Origin of the sequence: Xanthomonas sp. GW, from assembly GCF_014236815.1 — a bacterium.
Lineage (GTDB): Bacteria > Pseudomonadota > Gammaproteobacteria > Xanthomonadales > Xanthomonadaceae > Xanthomonas_A.
This window is the reverse complement of record NZ_CP051189.1, coordinates 4,759,284-4,785,271: the sequence shown is the minus strand read 5'-3', so window position 1 is coordinate 4,785,271 and position 25,988 is coordinate 4,759,284. Positions and strand designations below refer to the sequence as shown.

The 25,988-nt window shown below is 66.3% G+C and carries 25 protein-coding genes; 14 read left to right on the top strand and 11 right to left on the bottom strand.

Translation table 11 applies throughout. The features are described 5' to 3' along the window. The first annotated feature begins 556 nt into the window (after positions 1-556). The 7 genes from HEP73_RS20700 to HEP73_RS20670 all read left to right on the top strand — a co-directional run bounded on the left by HEP73_RS20700 (position 557) and on the right by HEP73_RS20670 (position 8,922). Positions 557-856 (top strand): SymE family type I addiction module toxin, encoded by a 300-nt coding sequence (locus tag HEP73_RS20700; RefSeq protein WP_255423584.1) that lies wholly within the window; start codon positions 557-559, stop codon positions 854-856. Positions 857-1,314: 458 nt separating this feature from the next. After that, positions 1,315-5,880 carry an RHS repeat-associated core domain-containing protein gene (locus HEP73_RS20695; protein WP_185821370.1) on the top strand — a complete coding sequence of 1,522 codons (4,566 nt, stop codon included), beginning with the start codon at positions 1,315-1,317 and terminating at the stop codon, positions 5,878-5,880. Then, the gene (locus HEP73_RS20690; protein WP_185821369.1) at positions 5,837-6,313 is read left to right on the top strand and encodes a hypothetical protein; all 477 of its coding nucleotides are present in this window, start codon (positions 5,837-5,839) and stop codon (positions 6,311-6,313) included. The genes HEP73_RS20695 and HEP73_RS20690 overlap by 44 nt, the downstream gene beginning before the upstream one ends. A 151-nt stretch (positions 6,314-6,464) precedes the next feature. Then, positions 6,465-6,668 carry a PNPOx family protein gene (locus HEP73_RS20685; RefSeq protein ID WP_185821368.1) on the top strand — a complete coding sequence of 68 codons (204 nt, stop codon included), beginning with the start codon at positions 6,465-6,467 and terminating at the stop codon, positions 6,666-6,668. 147 nt (positions 6,669-6,815) lie between these two features. Further along, a complete protein-coding gene (locus HEP73_RS20680) occupies positions 6,816-7,382 on the top strand; it encodes a CPBP family intramembrane glutamic endopeptidase (protein WP_255423583.1) in 567 nt (188 codons plus the stop codon). 154 nt (positions 7,383-7,536) lie between these two features. Continuing rightward, entirely contained in the window at positions 7,537-7,971 is a 435-nt protein-coding gene (locus tag HEP73_RS20675; protein WP_255423582.1) for a DUF6393 family protein, read from the top strand. A gap of 18 nt (positions 7,972-7,989) precedes the next feature. Further along, a complete protein-coding gene (locus HEP73_RS20670) occupies positions 7,990-8,922 on the top strand; it encodes an XVIPCD domain-containing protein (protein WP_185821366.1) in 933 nt (310 codons plus the stop codon). 158 nt (positions 8,923-9,080) lie between these two features. Here the strand turns inward: HEP73_RS20670 and HEP73_RS20665 are convergent, their stop codons facing one another. Next, entirely contained in the window at positions 9,081-10,406 is a 1,326-nt protein-coding gene (locus HEP73_RS20665) for an alpha/beta hydrolase family protein (RefSeq protein ID WP_185821365.1), read from the bottom strand. A gap of 314 nt (positions 10,407-10,720) precedes the next feature. On the opposite strand from HEP73_RS20665, the gene HEP73_RS20660 reads away from it, so the two are divergent. After that, a complete protein-coding gene (locus tag HEP73_RS20660; protein WP_185821364.1) occupies positions 10,721-11,134 on the top strand; it encodes a DUF4124 domain-containing protein in 414 nt (137 codons plus the stop codon). A gap of 27 nt (positions 11,135-11,161) precedes the next feature. On the opposite strand, the gene HEP73_RS20655 is transcribed toward HEP73_RS20660, so the two are convergent. Beyond that, the gene (locus HEP73_RS20655) at positions 11,162-11,881 is read right to left on the bottom strand and encodes a ThuA domain-containing protein (protein WP_185821363.1); all 720 of its coding nucleotides are present in this window, start codon (positions 11,879-11,881) and stop codon (positions 11,162-11,164) included. 223 nt (positions 11,882-12,104) lie between these two features. Here HEP73_RS20655 and HEP73_RS20650 point away from each other — a divergent pair, with 223 nt between their 5' ends. Continuing rightward, positions 12,105-12,839 carry a hypothetical protein gene (locus HEP73_RS20650; RefSeq protein WP_185821362.1) on the top strand — a complete coding sequence of 245 codons (735 nt, stop codon included), beginning with the start codon at positions 12,105-12,107 and terminating at the stop codon, positions 12,837-12,839. Between the two features lie 467 nt (positions 12,840-13,306). On the opposite strand, the gene HEP73_RS20645 is transcribed toward HEP73_RS20650, so the two are convergent. The 3 genes from HEP73_RS20645 to HEP73_RS20635 all read right to left on the bottom strand — a co-directional run bounded on the left by HEP73_RS20645 (position 13,307) and on the right by HEP73_RS20635 (position 15,560). Continuing rightward, positions 13,307-13,717 carry a hypothetical protein gene (locus tag HEP73_RS20645; protein ID WP_221899363.1) on the bottom strand — a complete coding sequence of 137 codons (411 nt, stop codon included), beginning with the start codon at positions 13,715-13,717 and terminating at the stop codon, positions 13,307-13,309. 148 nt (positions 13,718-13,865) lie between these two features. Next, positions 13,866-15,308 carry a DUF692 domain-containing protein gene (locus tag HEP73_RS20640; protein WP_185821360.1) on the bottom strand — a complete coding sequence of 481 codons (1,443 nt, stop codon included), beginning with the start codon at positions 15,306-15,308 and terminating at the stop codon, positions 13,866-13,868. Positions 15,309-15,323: 15 nt separating this feature from the next. Then, on the bottom strand, positions 15,324-15,560 hold the full coding sequence (locus tag HEP73_RS20635; protein ID WP_185823557.1) for a hypothetical protein: 237 nt from the start codon (positions 15,558-15,560) through the stop codon (positions 15,324-15,326). Positions 15,561-15,920: 360 nt separating this feature from the next. Between HEP73_RS20635 and HEP73_RS20630 the strand changes: the two genes are divergently transcribed. Both HEP73_RS20630 and HEP73_RS20625 read left to right on the top strand, forming a co-directional pair. Beyond that, positions 15,921-16,769 carry a DUF6348 family protein gene (locus tag HEP73_RS20630; RefSeq protein WP_185821359.1) on the top strand — a complete coding sequence of 283 codons (849 nt, stop codon included), beginning with the start codon at positions 15,921-15,923 and terminating at the stop codon, positions 16,767-16,769. 142 nt (positions 16,770-16,911) lie between these two features. Beyond that, positions 16,912-17,268: a hypothetical protein gene (locus HEP73_RS20625; RefSeq protein ID WP_185821358.1), complete on the top strand. Its 357-nt coding sequence runs from the start codon at positions 16,912-16,914 to the stop codon at positions 17,266-17,268. Positions 17,269-17,323: 55 nt separating this feature from the next. On the opposite strand, the gene HEP73_RS20620 is transcribed toward HEP73_RS20625, so the two are convergent. After that, positions 17,324-18,154, bottom strand: a complete 831-nt coding sequence (locus tag HEP73_RS20620) for a lysophospholipid acyltransferase family protein (RefSeq protein WP_185821357.1) — start codon at positions 18,152-18,154, stop codon at positions 17,324-17,326. Positions 18,155-18,458: 304 nt separating this feature from the next. Here HEP73_RS20620 and HEP73_RS20615 point away from each other — a divergent pair, with 304 nt between their 5' ends. Together HEP73_RS20615 and HEP73_RS20610 are read left to right on the top strand one after the other, a co-directional pair. Then, positions 18,459-18,848 (top strand): ribonuclease domain-containing protein, encoded by a 390-nt coding sequence (locus tag HEP73_RS20615; RefSeq protein WP_185821356.1) that lies wholly within the window; start codon positions 18,459-18,461, stop codon positions 18,846-18,848. Between the two features lie 323 nt (positions 18,849-19,171). Beyond that, on the top strand, positions 19,172-21,289 hold the full coding sequence (locus HEP73_RS20610; protein ID WP_255423580.1) for a TonB-dependent siderophore receptor: 2,118 nt from the start codon (positions 19,172-19,174) through the stop codon (positions 21,287-21,289). 106 nt (positions 21,290-21,395) lie between these two features. On the opposite strand, the gene HEP73_RS20605 is transcribed toward HEP73_RS20610, so the two are convergent. From HEP73_RS20605 to HEP73_RS20585, 5 genes are all read right to left on the bottom strand, one after another. Next, positions 21,396-21,752: a DUF1428 domain-containing protein gene (locus HEP73_RS20605; protein ID WP_185814328.1), complete on the bottom strand. Its 357-nt coding sequence runs from the start codon at positions 21,750-21,752 to the stop codon at positions 21,396-21,398. Positions 21,753-22,044: 292 nt separating this feature from the next. Continuing rightward, entirely contained in the window at positions 22,045-22,386 is a 342-nt protein-coding gene (locus HEP73_RS20600) for a hypothetical protein (RefSeq protein WP_185821354.1), read from the bottom strand. Between the two features lie 10 nt (positions 22,387-22,396). Beyond that, positions 22,397-23,317 carry a hypothetical protein gene (locus HEP73_RS20595; RefSeq protein WP_185821353.1) on the bottom strand — a complete coding sequence of 307 codons (921 nt, stop codon included), beginning with the start codon at positions 23,315-23,317 and terminating at the stop codon, positions 22,397-22,399. A gap of 562 nt (positions 23,318-23,879) precedes the next feature. Then, entirely contained in the window at positions 23,880-24,365 is a 486-nt protein-coding gene (locus tag HEP73_RS20590) for a hypothetical protein (protein WP_185821352.1), read from the bottom strand. Positions 24,366-24,486: 121 nt separating this feature from the next. Beyond that, positions 24,487-24,681 (bottom strand): hypothetical protein, encoded by a 195-nt coding sequence (locus HEP73_RS20585; RefSeq protein ID WP_185823524.1) that lies wholly within the window; start codon positions 24,679-24,681, stop codon positions 24,487-24,489. 76 nt (positions 24,682-24,757) lie between these two features. Here HEP73_RS20585 and HEP73_RS20580 point away from each other — a divergent pair, with 76 nt between their 5' ends. After that, positions 24,758-25,909 carry an exodeoxyribonuclease III gene (locus HEP73_RS20580; RefSeq protein ID WP_185821351.1) on the top strand — a complete coding sequence of 384 codons (1,152 nt, stop codon included), beginning with the start codon at positions 24,758-24,760 and terminating at the stop codon, positions 25,907-25,909. The last annotated feature ends 79 nt before the right edge of the window (positions 25,910-25,988 follow it).

Below are 25,988 nucleotides of genomic sequence, written 5' to 3'. Positions count from 1 at the left end.
CAATCATCCAGCCGTTCTTGATAATTCCATGCTATGTCGATTGGAGAAAGTTGCGCAGAAGGAAGTAGGTCGCTAGTGACTAGCGTGACCCACCGAGCACGTTCTTCTTAGGAAAATCGGCGTCAGAGTGGAATTTTCATTGGTACACAGCTTGTACTTCTGTCTACAAAGCTTGTTGACGCCTACCTTGTCAAAGAGCACGATTGAATCGTTGCGTTAAATCACGCAGCCGGGCTTGGCAGCCCGATCACTCAGGCGCACCAGCGCCCATCTTCGATGCCCGGCGCTTTTTTGTTGCCCGGGATTCTCGTGGGCGATAGCTCGCATGCTTCATGGCGGGCGGTACGTGGAGGCCGCAAGGCCTGCCGGTCCCTGAGTCCGGTCTGCCAACCCGTACCGTCCGCCACCCTGCTTGGCAGCAGTGGGCGGACTTCTTTCAACTCAGGAGAAGTCGTCTATGTCCCGCAAAGCAACCGTACCCACGAGCAACCCGTCCTCCCGTCGCCGCACCCGCGATGCCACGCCGTCGCCCGCCGCGCCTTTCGTCGCTGCCCCGATGCCGCGCGTCCCGCTCGGCGACCTGACGTACACCACGCTGTTCAATCCGGTCCTGACGGAAGACGAACTGCCGCCCAAGCGCGCGCCGCGTCCGCACCAACCCACGCAGTGCACCATTGGCTACACCTGCCACGACGTGCGGGTGGACGGCCACCGGCAGAGCCAGCGCATTCCCACCCTGCGCCTGAGTGGCCAGTGGCTGGAAGCCTTGGGATTCGCGCCGGGTAGTAAGCCCTGCATCGCCATCGTCGATGGCGCGTTGGTGATCACGCCTGCGCCGAACGCCAAACGGTGCTGAGCCATCGCGCCGACTGATCGAGTGCGTGTCGGTGCCGGTCGGACGCGAGGCGGATTGCCGGCCAGGATCGGAAGTTGCCGCGTGGTTTTATCGCCACGCGCCCATCGTTCGTGCGCGCGACACGAGCGATGGGCACAAGCATTAGTCCAGACGATGGGCAAGTTTTGATTTGGCAGGGAGCACCCGGCGCTCGACCTTTGAGTTTCCAGTCTCCAGTTGGCTGCCTGCGGCTCGACTCCAGCGATGGGCTAGGCAGGGCGGTGGACCTTGCTGGGGGGCGGTGGCTGCGGCGTGGCTCCCACCGCTTGTTGGCCGGTAGCGGGTCAGGCCGGCTCCCGCAAAAAAGGTTCTGGCCGTCTCAGAATTTGCAACAAAGGAACGATACGATTTCTTGGTGCCGGGCAATGCCCACGCGCGGCTGCCCGCCTACAACTCTATCCAAGCTCAAGGATGACGCTATGTCGAACCCCCACGTTCGCATTTCCCGCCGTATCGGCGTGGCCTGCCTTTGGCTGCTTGCCGGGATGCTGGTTTCGCCGCTGAGCTACGCGGCGCCGCAGCCGCAATACGGGCCACCTTATTCGGCCAACTCTACGAGCGGCTCGGCCGCCTTTCCGACGGTTGGTCAAGCGGTGCAGTTCATCCATGACGGGATCATGCGGCTGTGTGAAAGCGGTACGGGAGGTTGCGTCAACCCGCCTGTCATTACCGATTCTTACAGCGACGGTTATACGGTTGCCTACGTCTATTCCAACGGGCGCGAGTGGGGGAGGGTGTTCGCGAACGACAACATCCCCGGCCAAGGTTCGCCAGCTAAGAATGCGGGCAGCTGCAACACCATGTGCACCGGCGGCCTGGGCCAGCAGGGCGACAACACGGGCCCGCATGGCAGCAGCGGCGACGCGGCGCTGAAACAGGGTGGCGTGCATCGGGGCAGTTCCTTCGAAGGCGACCCGATCAACACGGCCACCGGCAACATGTTCCGCCAGGACACCGATTACGATTCTCCGACTTGGCTGACGCTGCGCCGCTTCTACAACAGCAAGACCTTCGTCACCCCGGTCGCGCTGGGCAAGCAGTGGCGCCATTCGTTCGAACGCACCCTGGATGTCATGTTGTCCAGCGTCGCCAATGGCGGCAGCCGGGTCGAGGCGCGGCGTCCGGATGGCGGCGTGGAACGGTTCCGCCTGAGCAACGGGGTGTGGACGACAGATCCGGACATGCCCGACATCCTCACCGAGCGCCGGGACAGCGCTGGCCTGTTGCTGGGCTTTGCGTTGGATGTGAGGGCCACGCAGCAGACGGAGATCTACGACACTGCTGGCCTGCTGCGCTCGGTCTTCGACCGCATGGGCCAGACGGTGCTGACCCTGGCCTACAGCGATCCGCCGACGGTGCCCGGCACCAAGACCCCTCCCAATCTACTGCAGCGGGTGACCGACGCGGGTGGCCGCTCGCTGAGCTTCGCTTATGACAGCAATAGCCGCCTGAGCACAGTCACTTTGCCGGATGGCGGCATGCTGACCTACGGCTACGACGCCACCGGCAATCTGACCTCTGTGCAGTATCCGGATGGCAAGACCCGCCAATACGTCTACAACGAGCAAACGCTCACCTCCAAGGCAAACCTGCCCACGGCACTGACCGGCGTCATCGACGAGAAGGGCGTCCGCTTCGAGAGCACCGGCTACGCCAGCAACGGCAAGGCGATCTCCTCCAGCTTCGCCGGCAACGTCGACGCCATGACGGTCGAATACGCTGCATCGACCTACAACTGGGGCATTCCAGCGACCATCACCTCGCCACTGGGGACGCGGGTCACCCTGGGCTACACCGACAGTGGCTATGGATCGCTGAAGCCGACCGGTGCCGGCGTGGCGTGCGGCGAACAATGCAACCAGCCGTGGAAGTCGCTGACCTACGATGCCAATGGTTACCCGGCCTCGACGACCGACTTCAAGGGCACGGTCACCAAGACCACCTACGCGGCGGGCGGCCTGCTGACCCAGCAGATCGATGCCTCGGGTACCACGCAGCAGCGCACGACCAACACCACCTGGAACACCAGCCTGCGCGTGCCGCTGACCCGCACCGTGCTCGACGCGGCCGGCGCCACGGCCGCCAAGACGGCCTGGACCTACAACGCACGCGGCCAGCAAACGGCACGCTGTGAGGTCGATCCAGCCGTGTCCGCTGCCATGAGCTACAGCTGTGGCAGCGCCGCCAACGCGCCGGCTGGTGTGCGCCAATGGCGGACGAGCTATTGCGATACCGTCGATGGCACGCAGTGCCCGCAAATCGGCCTGGTGCTGAGCCAGGACGGCCCGCGCACCGACGTCGCGGATACGACCACGTATCGCTACTACCTGACCGCCGACGAATCCGGCTGCGCCAATGCCGGCGGCGCCTGCCATCGCGCAGGGGACCTGTATCAGGTGGTCGATGCGTTGGGTCGGGCGACGACCTATGTGGCCTACGATCGCAACGGCCGCCCGACGCGCACCCAGGACGCCAACGGCCTGATCCGCGACCTCACCTACACCCCGCGCGGCTGGGCTGCATCGAGCACGCTGCGCGCGAATGCCGATGGCACGCCGTCCGACCAGGACCAGACCACGCTCGTCGCCTACGATGAGGTTGGCAACGTCAGCAAGGTCACCGATCCGGACGGCACCTTCGCCATCTACGGCTACGACGCTGCGCATCGCCTGACCGACGTGACCGATGGCGCCGGCAACACGATCCACTACACGTTGGATCCGTCCGGCAACCGATTCAAGGAAGACACCAAGGACGCGTCCGGCGCGCTGAAGCACACGCTGTCGCGGATCTACAACAATCTCGGCCAGCTGGCCACCCAGGCCACCGCCGAGGCCGATCCCACCGACTTCAGCTACGACCTCAACGGCAACGTGCAACTGGTTACCGACGCACTCAAGCGCAAGACCCAGACCGACTACGACCCGTTGAACCGGGTCAAGCAGGCCCTGCAGGACGTCGGTGGCATCGCCGCAAAGACCCAGTTCGACTACGACGCCCTGGATCGCACCACCAAGGTCACCGATCCCAAGGGCTTGGCCACGAGTTACCAATACAACGGCCTCGGCGACCTGCTCAAGCTGACCAGCCCCGACACCGGCGTGACCAGCTACACCTACAACAGCGCCGGCAACCTGGCCACCCAGACCGATGCGCGCGCCACCAAGACCAACTACGTCTACGACGCGCTCGGCCGCCTGGCCAAGGCGACCTACGCCGACAAGGCGCTGATCGCCACCTACACCTACGATGCGACCCAAACCGTTTGCGCTACCGGCGAGACCTTTGCGCTCGGGCGTCTGAGCAAGCTGCAGGACGGAAGCGGCCTGACCCAGTATTGCTACGACCGCTTCGGGCGCGTGATGCGCAAGGTGCAGACCACCAACGGCAAGGCGCTGACGGTGCGCTACGCCTACACCAAGGGCGGCCGCCTGAGCCGGGTGACCTACCCGGACGGCGCGGTGGTGGACTACGTGCGCAATGCGCTGGGCCAGGCGACGGAAGTGGGCGTCACCGCAGCCGGCGGCACTCGGCAGAAGCTACTCGGCGGCGCCACCTACTACCCGTTCGGCCCCAGCGCCGGCTGGTCCTACGGCAACGGCCGGCCACTGCAGCGCGTGCTCGACCAGGACTACCGCCCGCAGGCGATCCAGGACAGCCGCAGCGACGGCCTCAACGTCGGCTTCGGCTTCGACCCGGTCGGCAATCTCACCTCGCTGACTGCGCCGGGCAACACGGCACCCGTGGTCACGTTGGGCTATGACAACCTGGACCGGCTGACCGCGTTCAAGGACGGCCCGACCGGCACCGTGATCGACGGCTACAGCTACGACGCCACCGGCAACCGGCTCAGCGCCCAGGTCAACGGCGGCACCCAGACCTACAACTACCCGACCGACAGCCACCGCCTGGCGAGTGTGGCCGGCGCCGCGCGCAGCTACGACGCTGCGGGCAACACCACGGCCATCGACGGCACGGCGCGCGAGTTCGCCTACGACGCGACCGGGCGCCTGAGCCAGGCCAAGCGCAGCGGCACGCTGGCGATGGAGTATCGCTACAACGACCGCGGCGAGCAGGTGCGCCGTTTCCTGGGCACGACCAACACCTACACGGTCTACGACGAAGCCGGGCACTGGCTGGGCGACTACGACACGGACGGCAAGGCGCTCCAACAAGCCATCTGGCTCGACGATCTACCGGTGGGCGTGCTGGCCGGCACCGCCTTGAACTACGTGCAGCCGGATCACCTCGGCGCACCGCGGACAGTCATCGACCCAGTGCGCGACGTAGCAATCTGGAAGTGGGACATCAAGGGCGAGGCCTTCGGCAACTCGCCGCCGGACCAGGATGCGGATCGCGATGGCGCGGCATTCGTTTTCGGCATGCGCTTTCCTGGGCAGCGTTACGACAACGCGACGGGGCTGAACCAGAACTACTTTCGTGACTACGACACTGGCACTGGGCGGTATGGGCAGAGTGATCTGATTGGGCTTGGCGGTGGCCTATCTACATACAACTATGTTGAAGGAAATCCCATTTCGAACATTGATCCGTTGGGGTTGTTGAGATTCCATCCATGGGTTCATCAGAAATACCCTGCCACAGTGGCGTATCTTGATGCGATTAAGAATAGGATGACTCAGAAGAAATACGATGGATTCGCCCGTTTTGCGAATATTGGGAAAGACCATCTTGACCATCTACTGGATTCGTGTGGTGGCCCCGTTGTTACTCCCGAATACATGAGGCATGATAACGGAAGATATAAGCCGGGAAGTGGTGAAATATTTGTACATCAAAGTTATTTTGATAGGTATGAATCGGGTGACCGAAGCCAGGAATTGTTGAATATTCTAAATAGTACAGTTGAGCATGAGTTGGTGCATTTCACGGAATATTTTTGGAATAATGATAATTCACGCGTCGAGGAAGGTTGGTACTATGAAAATTATGTCTACGGTACGAAGATTCCGCTATCTAACTAAAGGCGTTGCTCTTTGTGTTGTTGCGTCTATAGCGCTCGCTGTATGTGGCTGTTCAGTCAATTCTCATTCAGTAGAAGGTGCGAAATGCAATTCAAATCATTTCGATGTGCTGAGAGCGATTGCGGATAATTCGGAGATAAGGGGTTATGCAAAAGAGCATTTTTCTTCCCGGGAAATTACTTTCTTATGGGATGGAATGTCGTCAAAAGTCGAGGCTTGCGGAGTTGTGAATGGCGGTATGAAGATTGTTCGTTCCTCGTCGCCTGGGTTCAATCACCAGGATGAGTTTATTGCCATAGAGAAAATGTATTTCGATGATGATGCTGCCTTCGTGGAGGTCGGTTTTCCACCAACGGGCAAAAATGGCGATGTGTTTCTTAGGAAGCGGGCGGGGAAATGGGTGGTTGTCGAGAAGTTGTTGTGGGAATCGTGATTTCATTCAGCGTGTGACTCCACGATTCGCAGCCAAAAGGGGTGGAGGAAATGTGCGGTTGAAGTAGATATTTCAGTGGTCGCCGTCGCACGCTCGGCTTCCGCTCCCTCGGCTGGCTCGCTTCGAGATCCGCGGCAAGCTGCCGCGCAGCGTGATCGTGGTGCATATCGACGCCGCGTATTTCCACTGTTCCAAGGCGATCGTGCGCTCCGCCCTGTGGGATCCGGCGCGGCACCTGCCGCGCGAGCAGTTGCCCAGTGCCGGCACCATGCACGCCCATCTGGCCGATGGCGACTTCGATGCTGCCGCCTACGACCGAGAGCTGCCCAAGCGGACACAGGACATGCTGTACTAGCGCGCCAGTCGGATCGGCCAACTGCGTCTCAGCGGATAACAAAGGAAATCGATGCAAGGGCGCGAAAGATCATCCGCGGTATGGGGTGAGTTGCTGGTCGTCGTAACGACCGCATTCGGACTTCCGATCTATTGGAGTCTTTCGGCCGTGTTGGCGCCCGTCGCCGAGCCGTCGTTTTCCGCAGAGGGCCTGTGGGGATTGGCTTTCTACGAGCTGCTGGTCCTGGCGTTGCTCGTCCCGGTGCTGTGGTTCCGCGGGTGGACGCCGCACGTCTTGGGATTGCAGTGGCAGGGGCGCGACATCCGGCCCGCGATCGGCTTGCTGATTGCGTGCATCGTGGCGTGCTATCCCGTGGAGTGGATGGGCACGTACATGGCCGAGGAAGTGAATCCTTCCATGGATGCCATGGTGGCCGGAAAACTGTCGCTGGCGGGGGTGGTGGTGGTCTCGCTGATCAATCCGATCTTCGAGGAGGTGTTCGTCTGCGCCTACGTGATCCGCGCCTTGCAGCGAAACCACAGCCCTGCATTCGCGGTGAACGTGAGCGTGGCGATCCGTGCCTCGTATCACCTGTATCAGGGGCCCATCGGCGCGATTTCGCTGGTCATCGTGGGGCTGATATTTGGATGGTGGTTCGCGCGGACCGGCAGGCTCTGGCCTGCGATCATCGCGCACGGCCTGATGGACCTGCTTGCGCTGATGGCCTATGCATAACCTGTCTGATTGAGTGAAAGACATGGCGCTGCGTGCCTGCGTCGACGCATCGGTTCTGATCGCGTGCCAGGCGAATTAGTCTACGGGCATTCAAGCATTCGGCTCTATGCTCGCCGGGCATACCATGTTGGATCGGCGGCAACGGGAGATCACCATGCCACGCTTCATGCTGAACAGATCCGCTGCGTTGCTGGCGCTGGCCGCGGCCGCGGTGCTACCGCTGGCGTCCTGCGCCAACGCGGGCACGAACAGTAGCACTACCCAGAAAGATGTCATGACATCAGGAGTTGGCCCCATGCTGGAAGAAATCTACGCATCCCGGAAGCCCGTGCGGTTCGAGCAGATCGATGTCAGCGACATCGTCGCCAAATACATTCCGCCGAGCGCCGAGAAATCGACGGTGCTGGAGACGTTCGGGAAATCCCCGACGTCCAAGATCGTGGAGAACACCCCGGACAAGATCGTGGTCAGGGACAACAAGGGGCAGGCCATGCTGGATCCGGATGCCCGCTCGATCGTGATGACGTTCTTCCTGGATGCCGATGGCAAGGTGACCAAGGTCGACGCCGTCCACATCAAAAACCAATAGGGACTATCGGAGCATCCCATGGACGAGAGCATCGAGGTCGGATATCGCAACATCGGATCGGCGCTGGGCAAGGAGTACCACCACAAGTTCCTGCTCTATACGGACAAGGACGGCAACCAGCGCACGATCAGCGGCTGGACGGGCGACGAGCAGCCCGGCCTGCCCTACGGAAGGATGCACGTCGAGACGAACCTTCCCTACGACCGCACCAATCCCGATCATCCGGAGAATCCGAACACCACCGGACAAGCGCAGTATCGCGAAGGCATCGCACAGGGAGCTGACCTGTCCAGGACGTGGGAGCGGATGGTCGCCAACGCACAGGCCAAGGACGACAAGTACCCCTACGATCCGCAGGTGCAGAACTCCAACACGCTGGCCGACAGCGTGCTTCGCGACGTGGGCCTGCCCGAGCCGAAGAACGATGGTTTCTTCGGGCACTGGGCGCCGGCATCGGGGCGCCAGCTCGACGAATCGGTCGTGCCGACGGTGCCGGGCCTGGGCACGTCGGGACGCACGTTCAGCGCCGCCGGAGCCCCCCTCGATGCGCAACGCGAGGCGCAGCTTCGCGATGATCCGCTGTTCAAGCAGGCCGTGGCCGGACTCGACAGGCTCGGCCCGGAGGCGGGCGTCTACACCAACCAGCAGGACAAGGAACGCATCGCGGGCGCGCTGGCGGTGCAGGCCATGTTGAGCACGCCGCCCTTGCCCGAGATTCAGGACGTGACGCCCAGCCCGACCAACGGCAATGTGTTCGCGACCTGGAAAAACCCCGGCAACGATGCGGATGTGCTGCGCGCCCATGTCGACAAGACCGAGGCGATCAAGCAGCCCTTGGCGGAGAATCTGCAGAAGCTGGAAGCCGCCAATCCGCAGCAGGTACAGCCGGCTGCACAAGAGGCATCGCGCGACATGGATCAGCCCAGCCACGGGTTGCGGAGCATGTTGTGACGATGGCATCGGGGGAACTCGGCACGCCTCGCGCACCGGCGGCTTGCGGGCCAGATCGAGGTAACCCGGTCGGGTTACCTCGGTCGGCGAAGATCTCGCTCTAGGCAGGGATCTCCCTGCTTGCAGAAATTCGCTGTCGGGCGATCGGCGTGGGAGGTTCAGTCCGCCACCGGCATCACGATGAACTTCCCTGCCGCCGGAAGCTTGCCGTCGTCGATCCAGTCCGCAGTCACGTCGAACAGGTGCGCCGAATAGGTCTTTGCCACGCCGTCGGCGGTCTTGATCGACTCGATCAGGCCATGGTCCGCGTTCGGGAACACCACCACAGCGAGGTCCTCCCGGCGTTGCTGCAGTTGTCGAAGAATGGCTTGGGTGGCGGCGTTCGGGGCCTGGCGGTCGCTGCCGCCCAGCAACCACAGTTGGCGCGGTTTGATCGCCTCGATCACCGGCCGTGGTTCGTAGTCGAAGCTCAGCCCTTGCGCGAGGGCGGCGCCGTTCGCCTGGAGTTCGGCGCTCGAGAGTTTCAGGAACAGGCCGGTGTACGAGCGGGGCTGGATGGCGGCCAGCCAAGGCGCATCGGCATGGCTGGACTTGAAGGCGTCCAGCTCGGCGAAGCCGTCGCGCATGTTGGAACGCACGATGCGTTCGGTGAGGGCGGTCAGTTCCCTGGCTTCGGCCAGCGCAGTCTCGTCGAACCCTGCGCGCTGCAGCTGTTGCTCCACCAGCTCGCGGTCCTGGGCGATCGGCCCTTCCGCCATCGCGAAGGCGGCCACAACGAAATCCAGCGGCACCAGCGTGGCGGTCAGCGGCGCGACCCAGCCGCCTTGGCTGCCGCCGATCACGCCGACCCGGCGAACGGCTGGGGCAAGCCGCCGGGTTTCCTTGACCGCGGCCGCGGTGTCGCGTGCGCGCGCATGGAAATCGGAGGAGAGGGCGCCGGCGGAGGCGCCGGTCCCACGCTTGTCGTAGACGAAGACGGCGATGCCCCTGCGCGCGAGTTCGTATTGCCAGACGGTATCGTCGGTAGTGGGGTCGTTGTTCGAACCTTCGACCCACACCGCCGCCGATGTCGCTCGGCCAGTGGCGGGCAATACGAGCTTGCCGTGCAGCGCGATGCCATCGCTGCTGAAGGTGGTTTCCTTTTCGACCAGGCGCAGTCGGGTGCCGGTCTCGGTGACCTCGCCCTGGGTCAGTTGCAGCGTGCCGGCACGGCAGGGGGCGAAACGGATATACACGGCGTCTGCGCCGTATCCGCCACTGGCGTCCAGCTGCAGGCGGCCGAACCGGCCGTTCGACAGCGTGTAGTGGAGTTCGCGCTGCTTCCCACCGTCGCCGGTGATGGTTACCGACTGCCCCTCAGGCAGCGCATACACCCCGAGCAGGCAGCGCAGGTCGGCATCCAGGCGGGTTTGCGGGACGGCATCCAGTGGCGCGGAAGCGGAAAGCGCGGCAGCGACGAGCGTCGCGGTCAGGAACGCCAGCATGGTCAAACCTTGTCGTGTCGAAGCCGCACCCTCGCAGCTTCGGACGCTGCCGGCAACGTGCCTAAGGTAGGGGGGACGGTTGGATAGCTCCCGCGCCTGCAGCCGGGCTGTCGGAATGTTGCAAGCGGGCTGCGCCGCCGCTTCGGCGTCCGCCTGCCGGTGAGCGCGTTGTTCCCGTCACTGCGGCAGCATCTTCGCGATTGGACCGGTCGGGGCGACGCATGCGGCACATGGCCCGTTCGGGCGTGCCGCTACGCGCCGACTGGGTAAAGCCGTTCGTATAAGCTAATGCTTTACCTCGGGGGGAGGACGCCATGGTCAGGATATTTGCTGCAGTGTTGTGCGTGCTGGCGCTGCCGGCATCGGCGCAGTCGGCCTACAAATGCAAGGATCCCAAGCTCGGCACGGTGTATCAATCGGCACCCTGCGCGAGCGGTGCCGAGCAGAAGCGCTGGGAGAGCGCGGCACCCGCTTCGGCGGCTGGCGGCCAGCGCCAAGGGACGTTGTCAGAACCGCCCGCCCGGCAGGGTGGCGCACAGGCCGCTTCCGGCAACCGCCAGGAACCCAGCTTCGGCGCGAACCTGATCAGCTCGGTGCGCGAGCCGGGCCCGGAGGCATGCACGCGCGCCAAGCATGTGCGCGACAGCGCTCGCGCAGATCCTGCCATGAAGGACGATCGCGACTTCATGCAGGCGGTCGAGAAAGCCGTTACCCAAGCCTGCAAGTGAATCGACAGCGCTGCAGGCGGGCATGGATCAACACGAACTAGAGCGGCCGGCCGCATAGCGCACGCCTGCACGCAGTTGCGCCAGGAAGTGCGGATCGGCATACACCGCCGCGTCGTGGCCCAGGCCGGTGTACCAGGCACGGCCGCCGTCGAAGGCGTGGCACCAGGCGATCGGGTGGTCCGCGCCCATGGTGCCGCCTGTGTAGCGCGTTTCGTCCACGGTGGCGATGACCTGCACCTGGGCGCGCGGATTGCTGCGGTAGTTGTAGATCTCGTCGTGGATCGGCCAGGGCGTGCCGCTGGGCCGCCCGTCGCGTTCGGGCTGCACCTGGGTGGATTGCAGCCCGGGCGGATGGCCCTGGAACCAGGCGCCGACCAGGCGCCCGTACCACGGCCAGGCGTAGCCGGTGTCGGCCGCCGAATGCACGCCGACGAAACCGCCGCCATTGCGCACGAAGCCTTCGAACGCCTGTTGCTGCGCAGGGTCGAGGACCTCGCCGGTGGTGCTGGCGAACGCCACCACGCGGTAGCGGGCCAGGTTGTCGGCGGTGAAGTCGCTCGCGTCCTCGCTGTGGTCCGCGGCCATGCCTTCCTCGGTCGCCAGCTGGCGCAGCGTCGCCACCGCGGTCGGGATCGACTCGTGACGGAAGCCGGCGGTCTTGCTGAAGATCAGCATGCGCTCCGGCGCCGGGGCGGTTGCGGCGACGCCGGCCAGCATGGCGGCGAGCGAGAAGGCGAGTGGCGTCATGGGCTGATTCTGCCCCGGATGCTGGCTGGCGGGTAGTGCAATTGCGGTTCGGGACCGCGCGTGCCTCGCTGGCGCTGCGCATGGCGCGTCCAGATGCGTGGAGCCCGGCGTCGCGGCTTTCCATGCAGCACCGGAGCATCGGCTGCGAAAGATGTCTGCCGCACTGGTCGACCGCCCGCAAGATGGAGGAAAATTCCACTCCCTTGCCGAATTTGGAACCGCCATGTCAGGACGATGGAGTTGGAGTGCGCTGCTGGTGTGCGGTGCGGCGTTCGCTGCCGTCGCTGCTGCGCCGGCGCCGGTCGAGTACGGCACCAAGGAGGGCTGGGGCAGCCTGCGGATCAGCGGGCAGGGCGACGTGCGCCAGTTCACGATCGACGCGATGGGCGCCAACGGCCACAGCTGCGGGCTGTCCGGCACGCTGCGCGGCGAGATCGCCGAGGCCACCGAAGGCAGCGACACGCCGTGCCGCGTGTCGTTCAAGCGCACGCCCGGCGGGTTCGAGGTGAAGGCGCTGACCGAGGAGAGCTGCCGCGACTATTGCGGCGCGCGCGCCAGCTTCGAGGGCGAGTACCTGGCGTTGCCGGCGGGCTGCACCGCCGCGGCGAGCACGCGGCGGCGCGCGGCGTACCTGGCCGATTATCGCGGCAAGCACTATGCGGCCGCGCTCTCGGGGATGGACGCGTTCGACAAGGAATGCGGCACGTTCTTCCATTGGCTGGAGCGCGACCGCTTCGCCAACGACCGCGCCATCACCCTGCTGCGCCTGGGCCGTCCGAAGGAGTGCCTGGCCGTGCTGGACACCACCATCGCCGCCGGCAGTCGCGACGAGGACTCGCTGCAGCAGGAACTGGACAAGAACGGCAGCATGCTGCCGCCGACCGATTGGGACAGCTATCTGCCGATCGCCAAGTCCACCTGGTTCAACCGCAAGCTGTGCGAGGCGGCGAAGCCGTAGCGGCGAATGTGGGAGCGGTCATAGTCGCGCCGAATGCAGCGTTGTGTGTTTCGGCTCCGGATACCGTCGGGGCTGAAGCCCCTCCCACAGTGCACCCAGCAAGCCAGCCGCAATCCCCTGTAGGAGCGGCTTCAGCCGCGCCGAGCGCAGCGGCGAGTGTTTCGGCTCCGGATACTGTCGGGGCTGAAGCCCCTCCTACAGTGCACCCGGCAAGCTTGCCGCAAGCCACTGTAGGAGCGGCTTCAGCCGCGACGAGCGAAGCGGTGAGTGTTCCAGCTCCGGATACTGTCGGGGCTGAAGCCCCTCCCACAGTGCACCCGGCAAGCCAGCCGCAATCCCCTGTAGGAGCGGCTTCAGCCGCGACGAGCGGAGCAGTGAGTGTTCCGGCTTCGGATACTGTCGGGGCTGAAGCCCCTCCTACAGGGAGCGGCATCCCAGGGAAATCCTGCATCCTGCGCAGGCCACCATCAACCGCCTGCGCGCGGAATCTCCAGCGGCGTCCGCGCGCGGTCCATTGCCAGGATCGAGGCGTCGTCCGGATCGCGCAGCACATGCACGCGGGTGCCGGCGACGCAGAACTGCGGCAACAGTGCTTCGTCGATCAGTGTGCGCAGCGTTACCGTGGACACGCCGCCTGCGTCGTCGAAGACGTCCAGCGTCAGTTCGACCGCGTGCACGGTCTGGCCCTGGCTGCCGCCGCGCGACAGACCGTGCTCGGAACGCTTGAGCGCGCGGATCTCGGCCTCGGCAGGGATGCCGCCGTGCATCAGGCGTTGCCAGGTCTTCTCTTCGGCGGAGTAGAGGCCATTCTCGCGAGTGGCGACGATCACCACCGATGCGCCCAACAGCAGCACGGCGCTCATCACCACGGCGAACACAGTCCACAGCAGAATTTCGATGGCGACCGTCCTTGGCGGCGCCGGCCGCCAGCCCTGGGCGCAGGCTAGGAAGTCGCGATGTCACCTGCGTGACATGCAGCCACGCGCACCGATGGCATGCGATTCGTCCAGCGGTTTGCGGACGGCGCTAGCCTGCGCGGATAGCGGTGACAGCGCCGCCCTGCAGCTCGATCGCGAACCTGCCGGGCGCTTGCGCCGCTGGCGGGGCGCGACGCTCGGCCAGCGCGGTCAGCAGCGGCACCGGGTCGCTATCGAAGGCGACGACGCGCGCGTCGCCTTGCAGCGCGGAGTGGATCACCGCGCTTTCGAACATCGCCACCTGCGCCAGCTGCGGAATCGCCGGCGCCGCGAGTTGCACGTGTTCCAGAAAGCCCAGCGCCTCGCTGCTGGCGAACTGGCGCGGTGGCTGCGCGGCGGCGTAGTCCTCGAACACGCTGCGGAAGGCCGCTTCGCCACCATGCGCCAGCAACATGCGCGTGGTCAGCCGCGCCGCGCTGGCGATCTGTCCGGCGCGCGCATTGCCGGCCAGTTCCTGCAGCAGGGCGACGCCGGGATCCGCCAGCAATGCGGCGACGGGATGCGCGCCCGGCGCGTCGCCGCGGACCAGGGCACCCAGGGTCCGTTCCCAGTCGGCGGGCGACGGTACGGCGCCGTCATCGCTGCGCACGAGGCCCGCTGCCGCCTGCGGCGCGCGTGTGCCGGGTCGGCGCAGGGCCCATAGCGTGTGCAGCCTGTCGATCTGCCTGCGCACATCGGCGATGCCGACGTGGGCCAGGGCGGTCGGCAGCATCTCGAAGACGATCGCGTGCAGGTTGGGCAGCGCGGGCATCAGCTCGGCGGCCAGTCGCATCAATTCTTCATCGACGAGTCCGGAATGCGCGTCGAGCCAGTAACCGCGGTGCGCGAAGCCGCCGGCCAGGTGCAGTTCGCAGACGCGCTCGAGCGGCAGCGCGGCGAGCGCCTCGCGCACCGGCTGGCGGCCATTCTTCTGGTTGGTCCACAGGTTGTGCAGGTCGAGCAGGATGCCGCAGTCGGCCTGGGTCGCCACTTCGGCGATGAACGCGCCGTCGCTGAGTTCGCCAGCGACCGGGCGCAGATAATTGACGTTGTTCTCCACCGCGAACGGCACCTGCAGGCCCTGCGCCATCGCGCGGATATTGGCCGCCGCCTGTCGCGCGCTCGCCACGGTCTGCAGCGGCGGCAGCAGGAAACCGGAATCGACCGGGCCGCCGGCTACCGGTACCGCATTGAAGCTCAGGTGTTCGCTGGCCCACGGCGCGTCCAGCGCCTGCACCACGTCGCGCATCAACTGCAGGCGTTGCGGATCGGGCGCCAGCGAGCCGCCCACCGGGGAGGCCACGCCGTGCACGAGTTTGTGCTGCGGCAGCTCGGCGAGCTGCCGCACCATGTCGGTGTCGATGCGCATCGGCGCCTGCGCGTTGCCGGTCTCGAACCAGAAGAATTCCGGCTCGATCTCGACCACCCCGATCGCGCCGTCGTCCTCGGCCAGTACCGGCATCAACTCCGGCCACAGCACCAGGCCGACGCCGAGATCGGGCAGGGTATGCATTGCCGATGCCTCCGGTCAGGGGCCGATCCGCGGCGCGAAACCCTCGATCTCCAGCGCCGGATTGACCCGGAAGTCGCGTTCGATCACGAAGCGCAGGTCGAAGCCGGAGTGGCAGGCCGCGCAGCCCAGCCGGCCGAGGATTTCCCGAGTGACCTTGTGCATCTTCTCGATGTCGTTGCCGACCTCCACCGGCACCGCGACGGTGACCGCGTGCGGGGACCGGAACGACGATACTGCCCTTGCGCTCTTCATTTGCGTTCTCCATGAACTGTTGGGATGGACCTGCGCGGACACTGTCCGTGTGCGGACGCGCGCTGCGACAGGCAGGCAGCCGCGCCGGAAATCCTGTGCGGGTCGGGAAGACGCCGCGCCGGTCGCTGTTGCCTGCCGATAACAACGCGGGGAGTGCCGCATAGCGGCCACGCTCACGCGAACACGGCCGCGCGGGCGCTCTAGCGAGCGGAAAGGGACGATCGGCCGGGCCGGCCATCCGATCGGTGCGCCCGTTAGGTCCGTGGATGCCCGCCGCCCAGGGGCGCTGTCGCCGATCGTCCGATCGCGGAATCTATAATCCGTCGCGCGACGACCCACTCGCCTGCCATCGGATCATGGATGTTCAAACGACTGCTGCGCTTCTTTGTCGACAAGCGACCGCCCCAGCCGGTCAGCACCAATGCCGCGGAGCCGGCCGATGCGCCACCCGTCCGCGATCACGGCCTGCTCGCACTGCTGGCGCAGGTGCTGGAAAGCGAAGGCCTGGCGCCGGTGCTGCAGGACGGCCACCTCGTCCTCGGCAATGGCCTGCAGGTTTTCGTCGAACTTTTGGACGTGGTCGAGCTGCCACCCGACGGCATCCGTACCGCCACTACCATCCAGGTCCGCCATCGAACCCTGTTCCCCGACGGCATCGCCGAGTTTCAGCACGCATGGGGCCCGGACATCGAGCAGAGCCTGGTGTCGGGGTTTGCGACCTGGGCGCGCACCGATCTGGTTGCGCTGTCCGAGGCGGTGTCCGCTGCGCAGCAGGAGCGCCATTGCATGACCCTGCAATTGGGATTTCCGCCGCCTGCCGCGCATCGGCGCGAGGTCGTGCTTGGACCGGTCGCCCATCTGGGCGGTGCCGCGCAGGCCGCCGCCTGCGATGTCGGCGATGTGGATGAGGCTGGGCATGCGTTCTGTCCGTGCTGCCTGTTCACGCAAAGCCTGGAGGCCTTCATGCCGGTGCTGGAAAACGATGCGCGGATGCTGGGAATCCGCCTGTTCGCCTCGCGCGATGCGGAAGGCGAGGTCGCGGCGGATTGTCGGATCAACGGCGTCGATTTCGCCGAGGGCGCTGAGTGCCTGCGTCGCTATGCCGCGACTTGGCCGGCGCATCCGGGGCTTGAGTTCCGCAAGCAGTACGTGGTGGTACGTCCGCCCGATGCGCCGGCCGCGCCGCTGGTACCGGACGTCGCGTCGTGATGTCGCCCGGGTCGCGGCTGCACGACACTGCCGGCGTCTCGGCGCCACATGCTGACCAGGCTTTGAGGGCGCGAAGATGAGGAGGGTGTTGGTAGTACTGCTGAGCCTGGTTCCGTTTGCCGGATCGGCATGCAGTTGCGCCATGTACGACAGTGTCGAGGACGCGCAGGCGCAAGCAGCCGTCGCAGTGGAAGCGGAGATGCTGTCGCTGCGGCGCGAGCAATCGCCGTCGGCCATGGGTCCTGCGGGCATGGTCGAGGTGGTGCGCTGGAAGGTGACGCGTTCCATGCGTGGCCCCTTGGCGCCCGCGCAGACGTTCGAAACCCGGGTTGCGCTGTTTCCCGCCATGTGCGGCATGCAAGTGGCCAGCCCGCTGAGCGCCAGCAACCATAACGGACGCGTGCGCAAGCGCTGGGTGCTGTTCTTCAACTACGCCGAGGCCAGCGGCGTTCCCTATTTCATCGCCACCTGTTCGCGCAGCCAGCCCATCGATCCCTAGAGGCCGCGACACGCGCACCTTGCGCCGCGCCATGCGGCGGCGATGCGGTGTCGGCCTATCGCTCCCCATCGTGCGGCTGTACGGCCAATGCCGACGCCACGATGCCATGCACCTGCTGCGCCAGCGCCTTGCGGTCGGTGCCGGGCGCGATCGCGAGCGGTGCGTGGAAGGTCGCCCTGACCACGGCGCCGGACGAGCGCAGGAAGTGCAGGACGTGGGCGCCGGCCTGCATGCTGCCGTAGAACGCGTAGGCGTCGCGCTCGCCGCCGTGCGCCAGGCTGCGGCCATCGACGGACAGGATGTCCAGGGTGAACGGTTGCAGCGTCCACGGCCGGGCGTTGGCGTCGCCGCCGAGGAACAGCGAGAACAGGCTGGACTTGAACGGGGCGACGCGCTCGCCGGACGAGGTCGTGCCTTCGGCGAACAGCACCACGTCGTGGTCGGGGCGGATCTGCGCGGCGACGGCCGCAGCCACGTTGGCCGCGTCGAGCCGCCGGCGGCTGATGAACAGGGTCTGCGCCAGGGCGCCGAGCCGGCGCATGCCCGGCCAGCGTTCCATGTCGTTCTTGGCGATGAAGCGCGCGTGCAGCAGGCTGCCCAGCACCACGATGTCGAAGTGCGAGATGTGGTTGCCGACGAACAGCGTGCCGCCGCCGCGGCGCGGCGTGCCCACCACCTCGACGCGGATGCCCATCGCCCTGCGCAGGCAGGCGAACCACAGCCGCGGCAGCACGAAGGCGCCGCGTCCGCGGATGAAGCGCATCAGCAGCCATTGCAGCGGCAGCAGCGGCACGCTGATCAGGACGAATACGGCGAGTTTGGCGGCCACGCGCAGCGCAGCGAGGGCAGTGCCCGCGACAGGGCGGGACGGGGCGGCGTGGTTCATGGGCGGCGGATGAGCGGGGAGGCAGGCATGTGCACAGAAGACGAGCGCCGGCTTCGGCGCGCCGCAGATGGTAGCCGACGCTGTGGCGTCCGGCACCTGCCGGCAGCGCCATGGCGGCATTGCCGGCGCTTGTGGCGCGCCTGGCGGTCGGATGCTCGCAGCGAACACGTCGGCCGCCGCCCGCACAGGGACATCAGGAATTCACGGACGGGCGGCGCAGTCGTTTCTTCTCATAGTCCGGTGCGCGGCCTGCGTGCTGTTCGCATCGGCGGCAATCCCTCCATCCGTTCCCAAGGAGTCATCCATGTATCCCTCGATCAGATTCACGCTGCTGGCTGTCCTCGCCCTGTCGGCTGCGCAGGCGCAGGCGCAGAAGGTCCCGAACTGCGGCACGCTGCCGCCCTATGTGCGTGAGACGGTTCGCGACCTGAACTATTGCATCACCGTGCCTGACCCGATCGCCGCCTGTGGCCGTGCCGCGGTCGACGTGCAGGTCTTCGACAACGCAGAAGGACGCCTGCCCCGGGCCGGCCGCGGCCAGACCTACTACGAGGGCAAGGCACGGCGCAATCCCGGCGACCCGGCCGGCACCTATCGGCTGGTGTTCCTGGTCACCGATGGGGCCAAAAAGTCGGTCGTCGATAATCGCTATTACTCGGCCGATCACTACGGCACCTTCTGCACGATTTCCTGAGCGACTGCCTGCAGCCATGCCAGACAGCGTGCCCGGTCCGCCGGGCGCGCTGCGTTGGGCGACCCTCGGTAGCAAGCGATGCAGCTGCCCGCGCCGATGCCTTTTTGCACAGACGTCCATGCGCATCCGCAGCCGACGCTTGCGCCGGGCGCGCGGCGCACTCGTCCCGGCGGCCACGCTCGGATAGACTGCGCGGACTTGACGACGCGCAAGCCCTGTTCCTGCCAGCCCCAGTCGTGAGAGTCCGCACAGGCCGCCTGCCTGCGCTCACTTCATCCGGGGGTTCCATGTCCGTTTTCCGTCTTCGCGCTGCCGCATCGCGCTTGAGCCTGTTGTCCGTGGGTCTGTCCGTCGCGCTGTCGGCCGCGGCGCAGCCGGGTGCCGCCGACGATGACCCGACCACGCTCGACGCCATCAACGTCAAGGCCGAACGCGCGCGTTCCTACACGGTCGAACAGACCGCGGCGGCGACGCGCCTGGCGCTGACCCCGCAGCAGACGCCGCAGTCGGTCAGCATCGTCACTGCGCAGCGGATTGAGGACCAGCACCTGACCTCGGTGCGCGACGTGCTCGACAACGTCACCGGCGTGTCCTCCAACGCATACGACACCGAGCGGGTGCTGTTCTATGCGCGCGGTTTCCCGGTCGAGAACATGGCCTACGACGGCGTGCCGGTCGCGCCGGGGGTCAACGCCGGGTCCGCCGATGCCAGCCTGGACACGGCCATCTACGAACGCATCGAGGTGCTGCGCGGGGCCAGCGGTCTGCTCACCGGCGCCGGCAGCCCGTCGGCGACGATCAACTTCGTGCGCAAGCGCGCCGACAGCCGCACCCTGCAGGCCGACACGTCGCTGAGCGCGGGGTCGTGGAACACGCTGCGCGGCACCGCTGATGTCGCCGCGCCGCTGGCCGCCGACGGCAGCGTGCGCGGCCGCCTGGTGGGCGCCTACGAGCAGGGCGATTCCTACTTGGACCGCTACAGCAAGAAGAAGACCGTGCTGTATGGCGTGGTCGATGCCGACCTCGGCGCCGCCACCACGCTGAGCGTGGGCTACGACTACCAGAATAACCGGCCCAAGGGCGTGACCTGGGGCACCTACCCGGTGTTCTACGACGACGGCAGTTTCCTGGAGTGGCCGCGCGGTTTCAGCAGCGCCGCGGACTGGACCTACTGGAACACCACCACCGCCACCGCCTTCGCCGATCTCAAGCACCAATTCGGCAATGGCTGGCTGCTGCGGGCGCTGGCCAGCCACCGCGCCACCGACGGCGACATGGCGCTGTTCTACGTCTACGGCTTCCCGAACCGCGTCACCGGCGAGACGCTGGAGCCGTCCGCCTACCGCAGCCGCGACCGCGGCCGCCAGAACATGCTCGACGTATACGCGTCCGGGCCGTTCCAGGCCTGGGGCCGCGAACACGAGCTGGTGCTGGGCCTGAGCGGTTCGCGCTACGCCAAGCGGTCGTGGGTCAACGCCACCGAGGCGCTGGCGCCGATCGGCGATTTCCTGCAGTGGAATGGCGACTATCCCTTTCCGCAGTTCGCGGCCAACGCCGACAAGGTCACCGACATCCGCACCGACCAGCAGGGCGCGTATGCCGCCGCGCGCCTGTCGCTGGTCGAGCCGTTGACGCTGGTCGCCGGCGCCCGCTACAGCCGCTGGAAGAACGACACCGACGACCTGTACAGCGGCGTGTTCCGCCACGACCACCGCAAGACCGTGCCCTACGCCGGGCTGATCTACGCGATCACGCCGGTGTATTCGGCGTTCGTCAGCTATACCGAGATCTTCGACCCGCAGGACAACCGCCGCAGCGACGGCAGCTTCCTCGATCCGGTACTCGGCAGCAGCCGCGAGATCGGCCTCAAGGGCCGCCATCTCGACGGCCGCCTCAACACCGCGCTGGTGCTGTTCGACACCCGCCAGGACAACGTGGCCGAGGCCGATGTCGGCAAGACCCTGCCCGACGGCCTGACCCAGGCCTACGTGTCGGTGGACGGCACGCGCTCGCGCGGCTTCGAACTGGAAGCGTCGGGCGAACTGAGCGAAGACTGGAGCGCGTCGTTCGGCTGGTCGCATTTCGAACTGGAAGGCCCGGACGGCGCCGATCTGCGCACCGCGCTGCCGCGCACGCTGGTGCGCCTGTTCACCACCTACCGGCTGCCGGGTAGCTGGAACCGGCTCAGCGTGGGCGGCGGCGCCAACTGGCAGTCCGCCAGCCATGCCACGGTGGATGGCCCCAATGGCCCGCAGGGCGTGGACCAGGCCTCGGTGACCCTGCTCAGCGCGATGGCGCGCTACGCGTTCAATGCACAGGCGTCGCTGCAGCTCAACGCGAGCAATCTGCTGGATCGCAAGTATTTCGTGCTGGACGAGTACAGCAACCTGTACTACGCCGCCGGACGCAATGCGACGCTGAGCTTCAGCTACAGGTTCTGAGCGGCCCCGCGCTGCGCGGTCATCGCAGCGCGGCATGAAGCGGCATGCACGGATGGCATGCCGCGGTGGCGGCGCAAAGCGCGTCGCATGTCGGCCGCTGGCGCGCCTATTTGTTCAATTCCAGCACCGGCACGAAGCCGCCATAGATCATGCGTTTGCCGTCGAACGGCATCGGATTGGCCGCCGGATCCATGCGCGGGTCTTCCATCATCTTCTTCATGCCGGCATCGCGGGTGGCCTTGTCCGGCCATTCGATCCACGAGAACACCACCGTCTCGTCGTCCTTGGCGTCCACCGCGCGGAAGAAGTCGGTCTGCTGGCCGCGCGACACGTCATCGCCCCAGCATTCGAGCACGCGCAGCGCGCCGAATTCGATGAACACCGAATCGATGCGGGCGTGTTCGAGGAACTTCTCCTTGTTGGCCGTGGGCACGGCCAGCACGAAACCATCGACATACGACATGGAAACCTCCGGGTGCGGCGCGCCGGGATGGGCGCCTTGTTGCATACGACGTGCGAGAAGGGGGGAAATCGACACGCGATTGCCGAGAGGGAGATCTTGTTCGCCATGGCCCCGCGGCCATGTGAAGCCGTGCGCTGGACGGGACCATGAATGCGCCTGCCTGACATCGCGTGCGCTGCGCATGACGTGCGCGAATCAGATGGGCACGACATCGCCGCTACCGGCTCGCTGCGTCAGTCGGCGGCATGGACCGAAGGCCCCTGCGATGCGCGCGAGTGGATGCGTCGCGCGATCACGCCGGGCCGGAACGCTCACCGCGTTCGATCGCCGCCTGCACCCGCTCTTGCAGCGGCGCGTAGGGCGGCGGCAGTGTCGCCAGCAGATAGCGCTCCACGCTGCGCTCGGTATCGCGGTAGACGGCAGCGCCGACGCTCACCTCGCCGGCATGCGCGCGCCAGTTCGCCGCGCCGTCCTGCCAGCGGAAGCCGCGATAGCCCAGCGCCGGCGGCGCGGCGGCTGGCCCGGGCACGCGTGGCAGGCGTTCGCAGTGTTGGCGCAGCCCGCGCACGGCGATGGCGTCGAGGTCCCAGCACGGATTCGGTTGGCCGCTGTAGATGTCGAGCTCGACGTGCATCGGCCTTGCGTCAGTTGATGACCACCGAGCGCCCGGCGTAGAAGTAGCCGCAGAACTGCTCGTAGCCGCCACGGTCGCAGGTTTCCGGATTCAGGATCAGCTGGCCGCTGTTGTCGTAGTTGCGCGCGGGGGTGCCGCCGGGCTTGTGGCCCCAGAAGCCGCCGCGCTGGTGCCGGTACCAGTGGTAGTCGTGCCCGGCGTCGATGACCAGCGCCATCAGCCGGCGCGGGTATTCCTTCTCGCTGAGGCAGTCGCAGCGCTTGCGCAGGCCGTCGGCCATGGCCGCGGCGGTGACGGTGTTGCAGGCCATGGTCGAGGTCTGGGCGCCGTGCGCGCGCCCGGGTTGGGCGAAGGTGTTGGTGCGCCAGTTGCGCGCGTAGTTGTAGCAGTTGTTGTGGCCGACCACGCCGGCGCCGTTCCAGAAGCCGGGGTTGTACTGGCTCACCTCGTATTCGCATTTGCCGCAGGCTTCGTCCTTGATGGTGGTGCGCAGCGAGCTGCGTGGCGGAGCCGGCGGTGCCGGCGTGCGCCGTGGCGGATCGGCGAGGTAGCGCTGCAGGCGTTCGAGCACGCTGTCGCGCAGCTTGGCGTCCAGCGGGGTCAACGCGTGTTCCAGCAACTGCACCTTGGAACGCAGCGGCATGGCTTCGATCAGGCGCTGCGCCAGCGCACCGGAAGCCTTGAAGTCACGGCTGGCAGTGGAAGCCAGCGCGAATTGGCGCGGAATGCCTTTGTTCTTGGCTGGTGCGTCTTCGAGGAATTCGACGCGCACCTCGCGAAAGCCTAGTCCGTCGAAGCCGGTCCCGGGGCGGGCGATCACGCCCTGGTTGCCGCTCACCTCGCCGAGCAGGCGTTCGGCCTCGGCGCTGTCGGTGACGTACCAGACCGGATTGGGGCGGCCGGAAAACATCGCGATTTCGATCCTTAGCATGTGCTTCTCCATGGGTGTTGCGTGCGCGCTCGCGGACGCCGCGCGAGCGGTTGCATGAATGCGGAAGAGCGCCGGCGGCGTGCCTGGCTCAGTGGCGTCCTCCTATCGAACGCGCGAAGCCGGGCGGACCGGCCACGCACGATGCGGCGATGTATGCGGTTCGCGGGTATCGCTGGTGCTGCTTTGATGGCGAGTGGCCGCGATGCGTGGATGGCGGACCGGACTGGACATGCGATGGGGAGCACTCGGGCCGCTTCGCATGCCAGGCCAGCGATCGATCCGGTTAGAGCGACTGCGATCCGCAGGACATCATCTGTGGGAGCGACTTCAGTCGCGACGGGCGTTACCGGGAAAGCGCATCGCGACTGAAGTCGCTCCCACAAGGGCATTGCCGCTGGGGGCGCTGCAGGAGGCGCTCTGGATGGCCTCGGCCATCGGCCCCGACGCATCGTCGGCGCAGTGGTTGCGCTGCTTCGCCGGTCGCGATTGAAACCGCTCCTACAGGGAGCGAAAGGCTGCGCTTATCCGCACCCGGGCTGCCATCTCTGCGCAGCGCTGCATGTCAGTTCTGGCTGGCGCCACCTGGGCACGCGGCGGTCAGCTCCAGGCTGTAGGACTGCAGGTCCCAGCGGTGCTGCGGGCTATCGTCCGGCACGTAGTGCCACGACTGCAGGTAACCTTCCGCGCACGATGCGATGGCAATGCTGTCGCCAGGCGTACCGGTGGCAGGCAAGGGCAGCGGTCGCGGCACCGCGCGGGTGGCGGCCGGCATGCTCACGCTGTAGTCCAGGCTCACCGCGCTGAGCTGGTCGGGATCGCCCAGGCGCTTGCCTTCGATCGTCGAGGGGTGTTGCACAATCCACTCGCGGATCTGGCGCCACTCCGGCGTGTCCTTCGCATAGACGGTCTTGGTCACGATCCGCAACGCCTCCTGCTGCGCGCTCGCACTGCCGGCCAGTGCGGCCAGCGTCAGCACGGCGATGCTGGCCAGCCGTTTCGGTCGCTGGCCAATGCCTGCTGCATGATTGGTGCCGTTCTTCGACTGCATGCGTCCGCTCCTTGCCGATGGCCGATCGGACAAAAATACCATCGGCATGTGCCAGCGGCGCAGCGATGAGCGCGAGGCGCGAATTGTCTACGCCACACGCGGCCGGACCGCGCGCCGCGCGTCACGTCGGCGCGAGCGAGGCCTGCAGCGCGGTGGCCAGGGCGGCGTCGCCGTTGACCAGGTCGCTCCAGCGCAAAGCCAGGCCCTTGCGGCGGCCTTTTTCGGTGAGTTTCAGACCCTCCGGGTCCACGGTCAGCGTGTACAGCCTGCCATCGATCTCCAGTTCCCGGCGCAACGGCTTGTCCAGTGGGGTCATGCGGCGCTCCCGGTTTTCACGATGCGCCGAGCGTAGCTGGGCCAAGGTGATGGCCGGTTCTGCAACGGCGCATGCGATGAAGACGCTCAAGATCGCCACCTACAACGTCAACGGCATCCGCAGCCGCCTGCCGCAGCTGTTGGAATGGTTGCGGCGCGAGGCGCCGGACATCATCGGGCTGCAGGAGCTCAAGAGCGTGGATGCGGGCTTTCCGATCGCCGACATCCACGCGGCGGGCTATGGCGCGTTGTGGATGGGGCAGTCGGCCTGGAACGGGGTGGCGGTGCTGGCCAAGGGCAGCGATCCGGTGGAGAGCCGGCGCGGTTTGCCGGGCGATCCGCGCGATACGCAGAGCCGCTACCTGGAGGCGATGGCGCATGGCGTGTTGGTCGGTTGCCTGTACCTGCCCAACGGCAATCCGCGCCCGGGGCCGAAGTTCGACTACAAGCTGGACTGGTTCGCGCGGCTGCAACGGCATGCGCGGCATCTGGTCGCGCTGCCGCATCCGGTGGCGCTGATCGGCGACTTCAACGTGGTGCCGACCGACGATGACATCTACAACCCGGCGTCGTGGCGCCGCGATGCGCTGTTGCAGCCGGAAAGCCGCCAGGCCTACGCGGACCTGCTCGCGCAAGGCTGGACCGACAGCCTGCGCAAGGTGCATGGCGAGCGCCGGATCTACACGTTCTGGGACTACTTCCGCCAGCACTGGCAGCGCGATGCCGGCTTGCGCATTGATCACCTGCTGCTGAACCCGCCGCTGGCCGCGCGCCTGCACGACGCCGGGGTGGACCGTTGGGTGCGCGACCTGCCGCATGCCAGCGATCATGCGCCGACCTGGATCGCGCTGAAAGCCGCCACGAAGCGTGGCAGCGTCGCCGCGCCGGCCGACAAGGTCACCGGCCCTGCGAAAAAGGGCAGGCCTGCGAAGGCCGAAAAGGCGGCGAAGCCGGCCAAGCCGATGCAGTCGGCGAAAGCCGGGAAAACCGCCAAGCAGCATGCGCCGCCGGTGGCGACCAAGACGACCAAGACGACCAAGGCAGACAGAGTGGGCAAGCCGACTGGTGCAGCCAAGCCATTGCAGTCGCCCAAGATCGGCAAGACGGTCAAACCCACCAAGCAGGCCAGGTCCGCGAAACCAGCAAAGCCAGCAAAACCAGCGAAGGCAGCAAAGCCAACAAAGCCAACAAAGCCAACAAAGCCAACAAAGCCAAACCAAACGCCCTGACCAGCATTGCATGCGCGTGCGCAAATCGGTCCTGCATGGCGGGCGCCGTGCAGGGCTGCCTATACTCAAGGGCCGCTGC

What these genes read in the sequence shown, in the direction of transcription:
- HEP73_RS20630 (WP_185821359.1), top strand. Translation starts at nt 15,921, where the DNA reads ATGTTCAAACGACTGCTGCGCTTCTTTGTCGACAAGCGACCGCCCCAG.
- HEP73_RS20595 (WP_185821353.1), bottom strand. Translation starts at nt 23,317, where the DNA reads ATGCTAAGGATCGAAATCGCGATGTTTTCCGGCCGCCCCAATCCGGTC.
- HEP73_RS20660 (WP_185821364.1), top strand. Translation starts at nt 10,721, where the DNA reads ATGGTCAGGATATTTGCTGCAGTGTTGTGCGTGCTGGCGCTGCCGGCA.
- HEP73_RS20655 (WP_185821363.1), bottom strand. Translation starts at nt 11,881, where the DNA reads ATGACGCCACTCGCCTTCTCGCTCGCCGCCATGCTGGCCGGCGTCGCC.
- HEP73_RS20690 (WP_185821369.1), top strand. Translation starts at nt 5,837, where the DNA reads ATGAAAATTATGTCTACGGTACGAAGATTCCGCTATCTAACTAAAGGC.
- HEP73_RS20585 (WP_185823524.1), bottom strand. Translation starts at nt 24,681, where the DNA reads ATGACCCCACTGGACAAGCCGTTGCGCCGGGAACTGGAGATCGATGGC.
- HEP73_RS20650 (WP_185821362.1), top strand. Translation starts at nt 12,105, where the DNA reads ATGTCAGGACGATGGAGTTGGAGTGCGCTGCTGGTGTGCGGTGCGGCG.
- HEP73_RS20600 (WP_185821354.1), bottom strand. Translation starts at nt 22,386, where the DNA reads ATGCACGTCGAGCTCGACATCTACAGCGGCCAACCGAATCCGTGCTGG.
- HEP73_RS20590 (WP_185821352.1), bottom strand. Translation starts at nt 24,365, where the DNA reads ATGCAGTCGAAGAACGGCACCAATCATGCAGCAGGCATTGGCCAGCGA.
- HEP73_RS20625 (WP_185821358.1), top strand. Translation starts at nt 16,912, where the DNA reads ATGTACGACAGTGTCGAGGACGCGCAGGCGCAAGCAGCCGTCGCAGTG.
- HEP73_RS20670 (WP_185821366.1), top strand. Translation starts at nt 7,990, where the DNA reads ATGGACGAGAGCATCGAGGTCGGATATCGCAACATCGGATCGGCGCTG.
- HEP73_RS20615 (WP_185821356.1), top strand. Translation starts at nt 18,459, where the DNA reads ATGTATCCCTCGATCAGATTCACGCTGCTGGCTGTCCTCGCCCTGTCG.
- HEP73_RS20635 (WP_185823557.1), bottom strand. Translation starts at nt 15,560, where the DNA reads ATGAAGAGCGCAAGGGCAGTATCGTCGTTCCGGTCCCCGCACGCGGTC.
- HEP73_RS20605 (WP_185814328.1), bottom strand. Translation starts at nt 21,752, where the DNA reads ATGTCGTATGTCGATGGTTTCGTGCTGGCCGTGCCCACGGCCAACAAG.
- HEP73_RS20620 (WP_185821357.1), bottom strand. Translation starts at nt 18,154, where the DNA reads ATGAACCACGCCGCCCCGTCCCGCCCTGTCGCGGGCACTGCCCTCGCT.
- HEP73_RS20580 (WP_185821351.1), top strand. Translation starts at nt 24,758, where the DNA reads ATGAAGACGCTCAAGATCGCCACCTACAACGTCAACGGCATCCGCAGC.
- HEP73_RS20640 (WP_185821360.1), bottom strand. Translation starts at nt 15,308, where the DNA reads ATGCATACCCTGCCCGATCTCGGCGTCGGCCTGGTGCTGTGGCCGGAG.
- HEP73_RS20700 (WP_255423584.1), top strand. Translation starts at nt 557, where the DNA reads ATGCCGCGCGTCCCGCTCGGCGACCTGACGTACACCACGCTGTTCAAT.
- HEP73_RS20695 (WP_185821370.1), top strand. Translation starts at nt 1,315, where the DNA reads ATGTCGAACCCCCACGTTCGCATTTCCCGCCGTATCGGCGTGGCCTGC.
- HEP73_RS20675 (WP_255423582.1), top strand. Translation starts at nt 7,537, where the DNA reads ATGCCACGCTTCATGCTGAACAGATCCGCTGCGTTGCTGGCGCTGGCC.
- HEP73_RS20665 (WP_185821365.1), bottom strand. Translation starts at nt 10,406, where the DNA reads ATGCTGGCGTTCCTGACCGCGACGCTCGTCGCTGCCGCGCTTTCCGCT.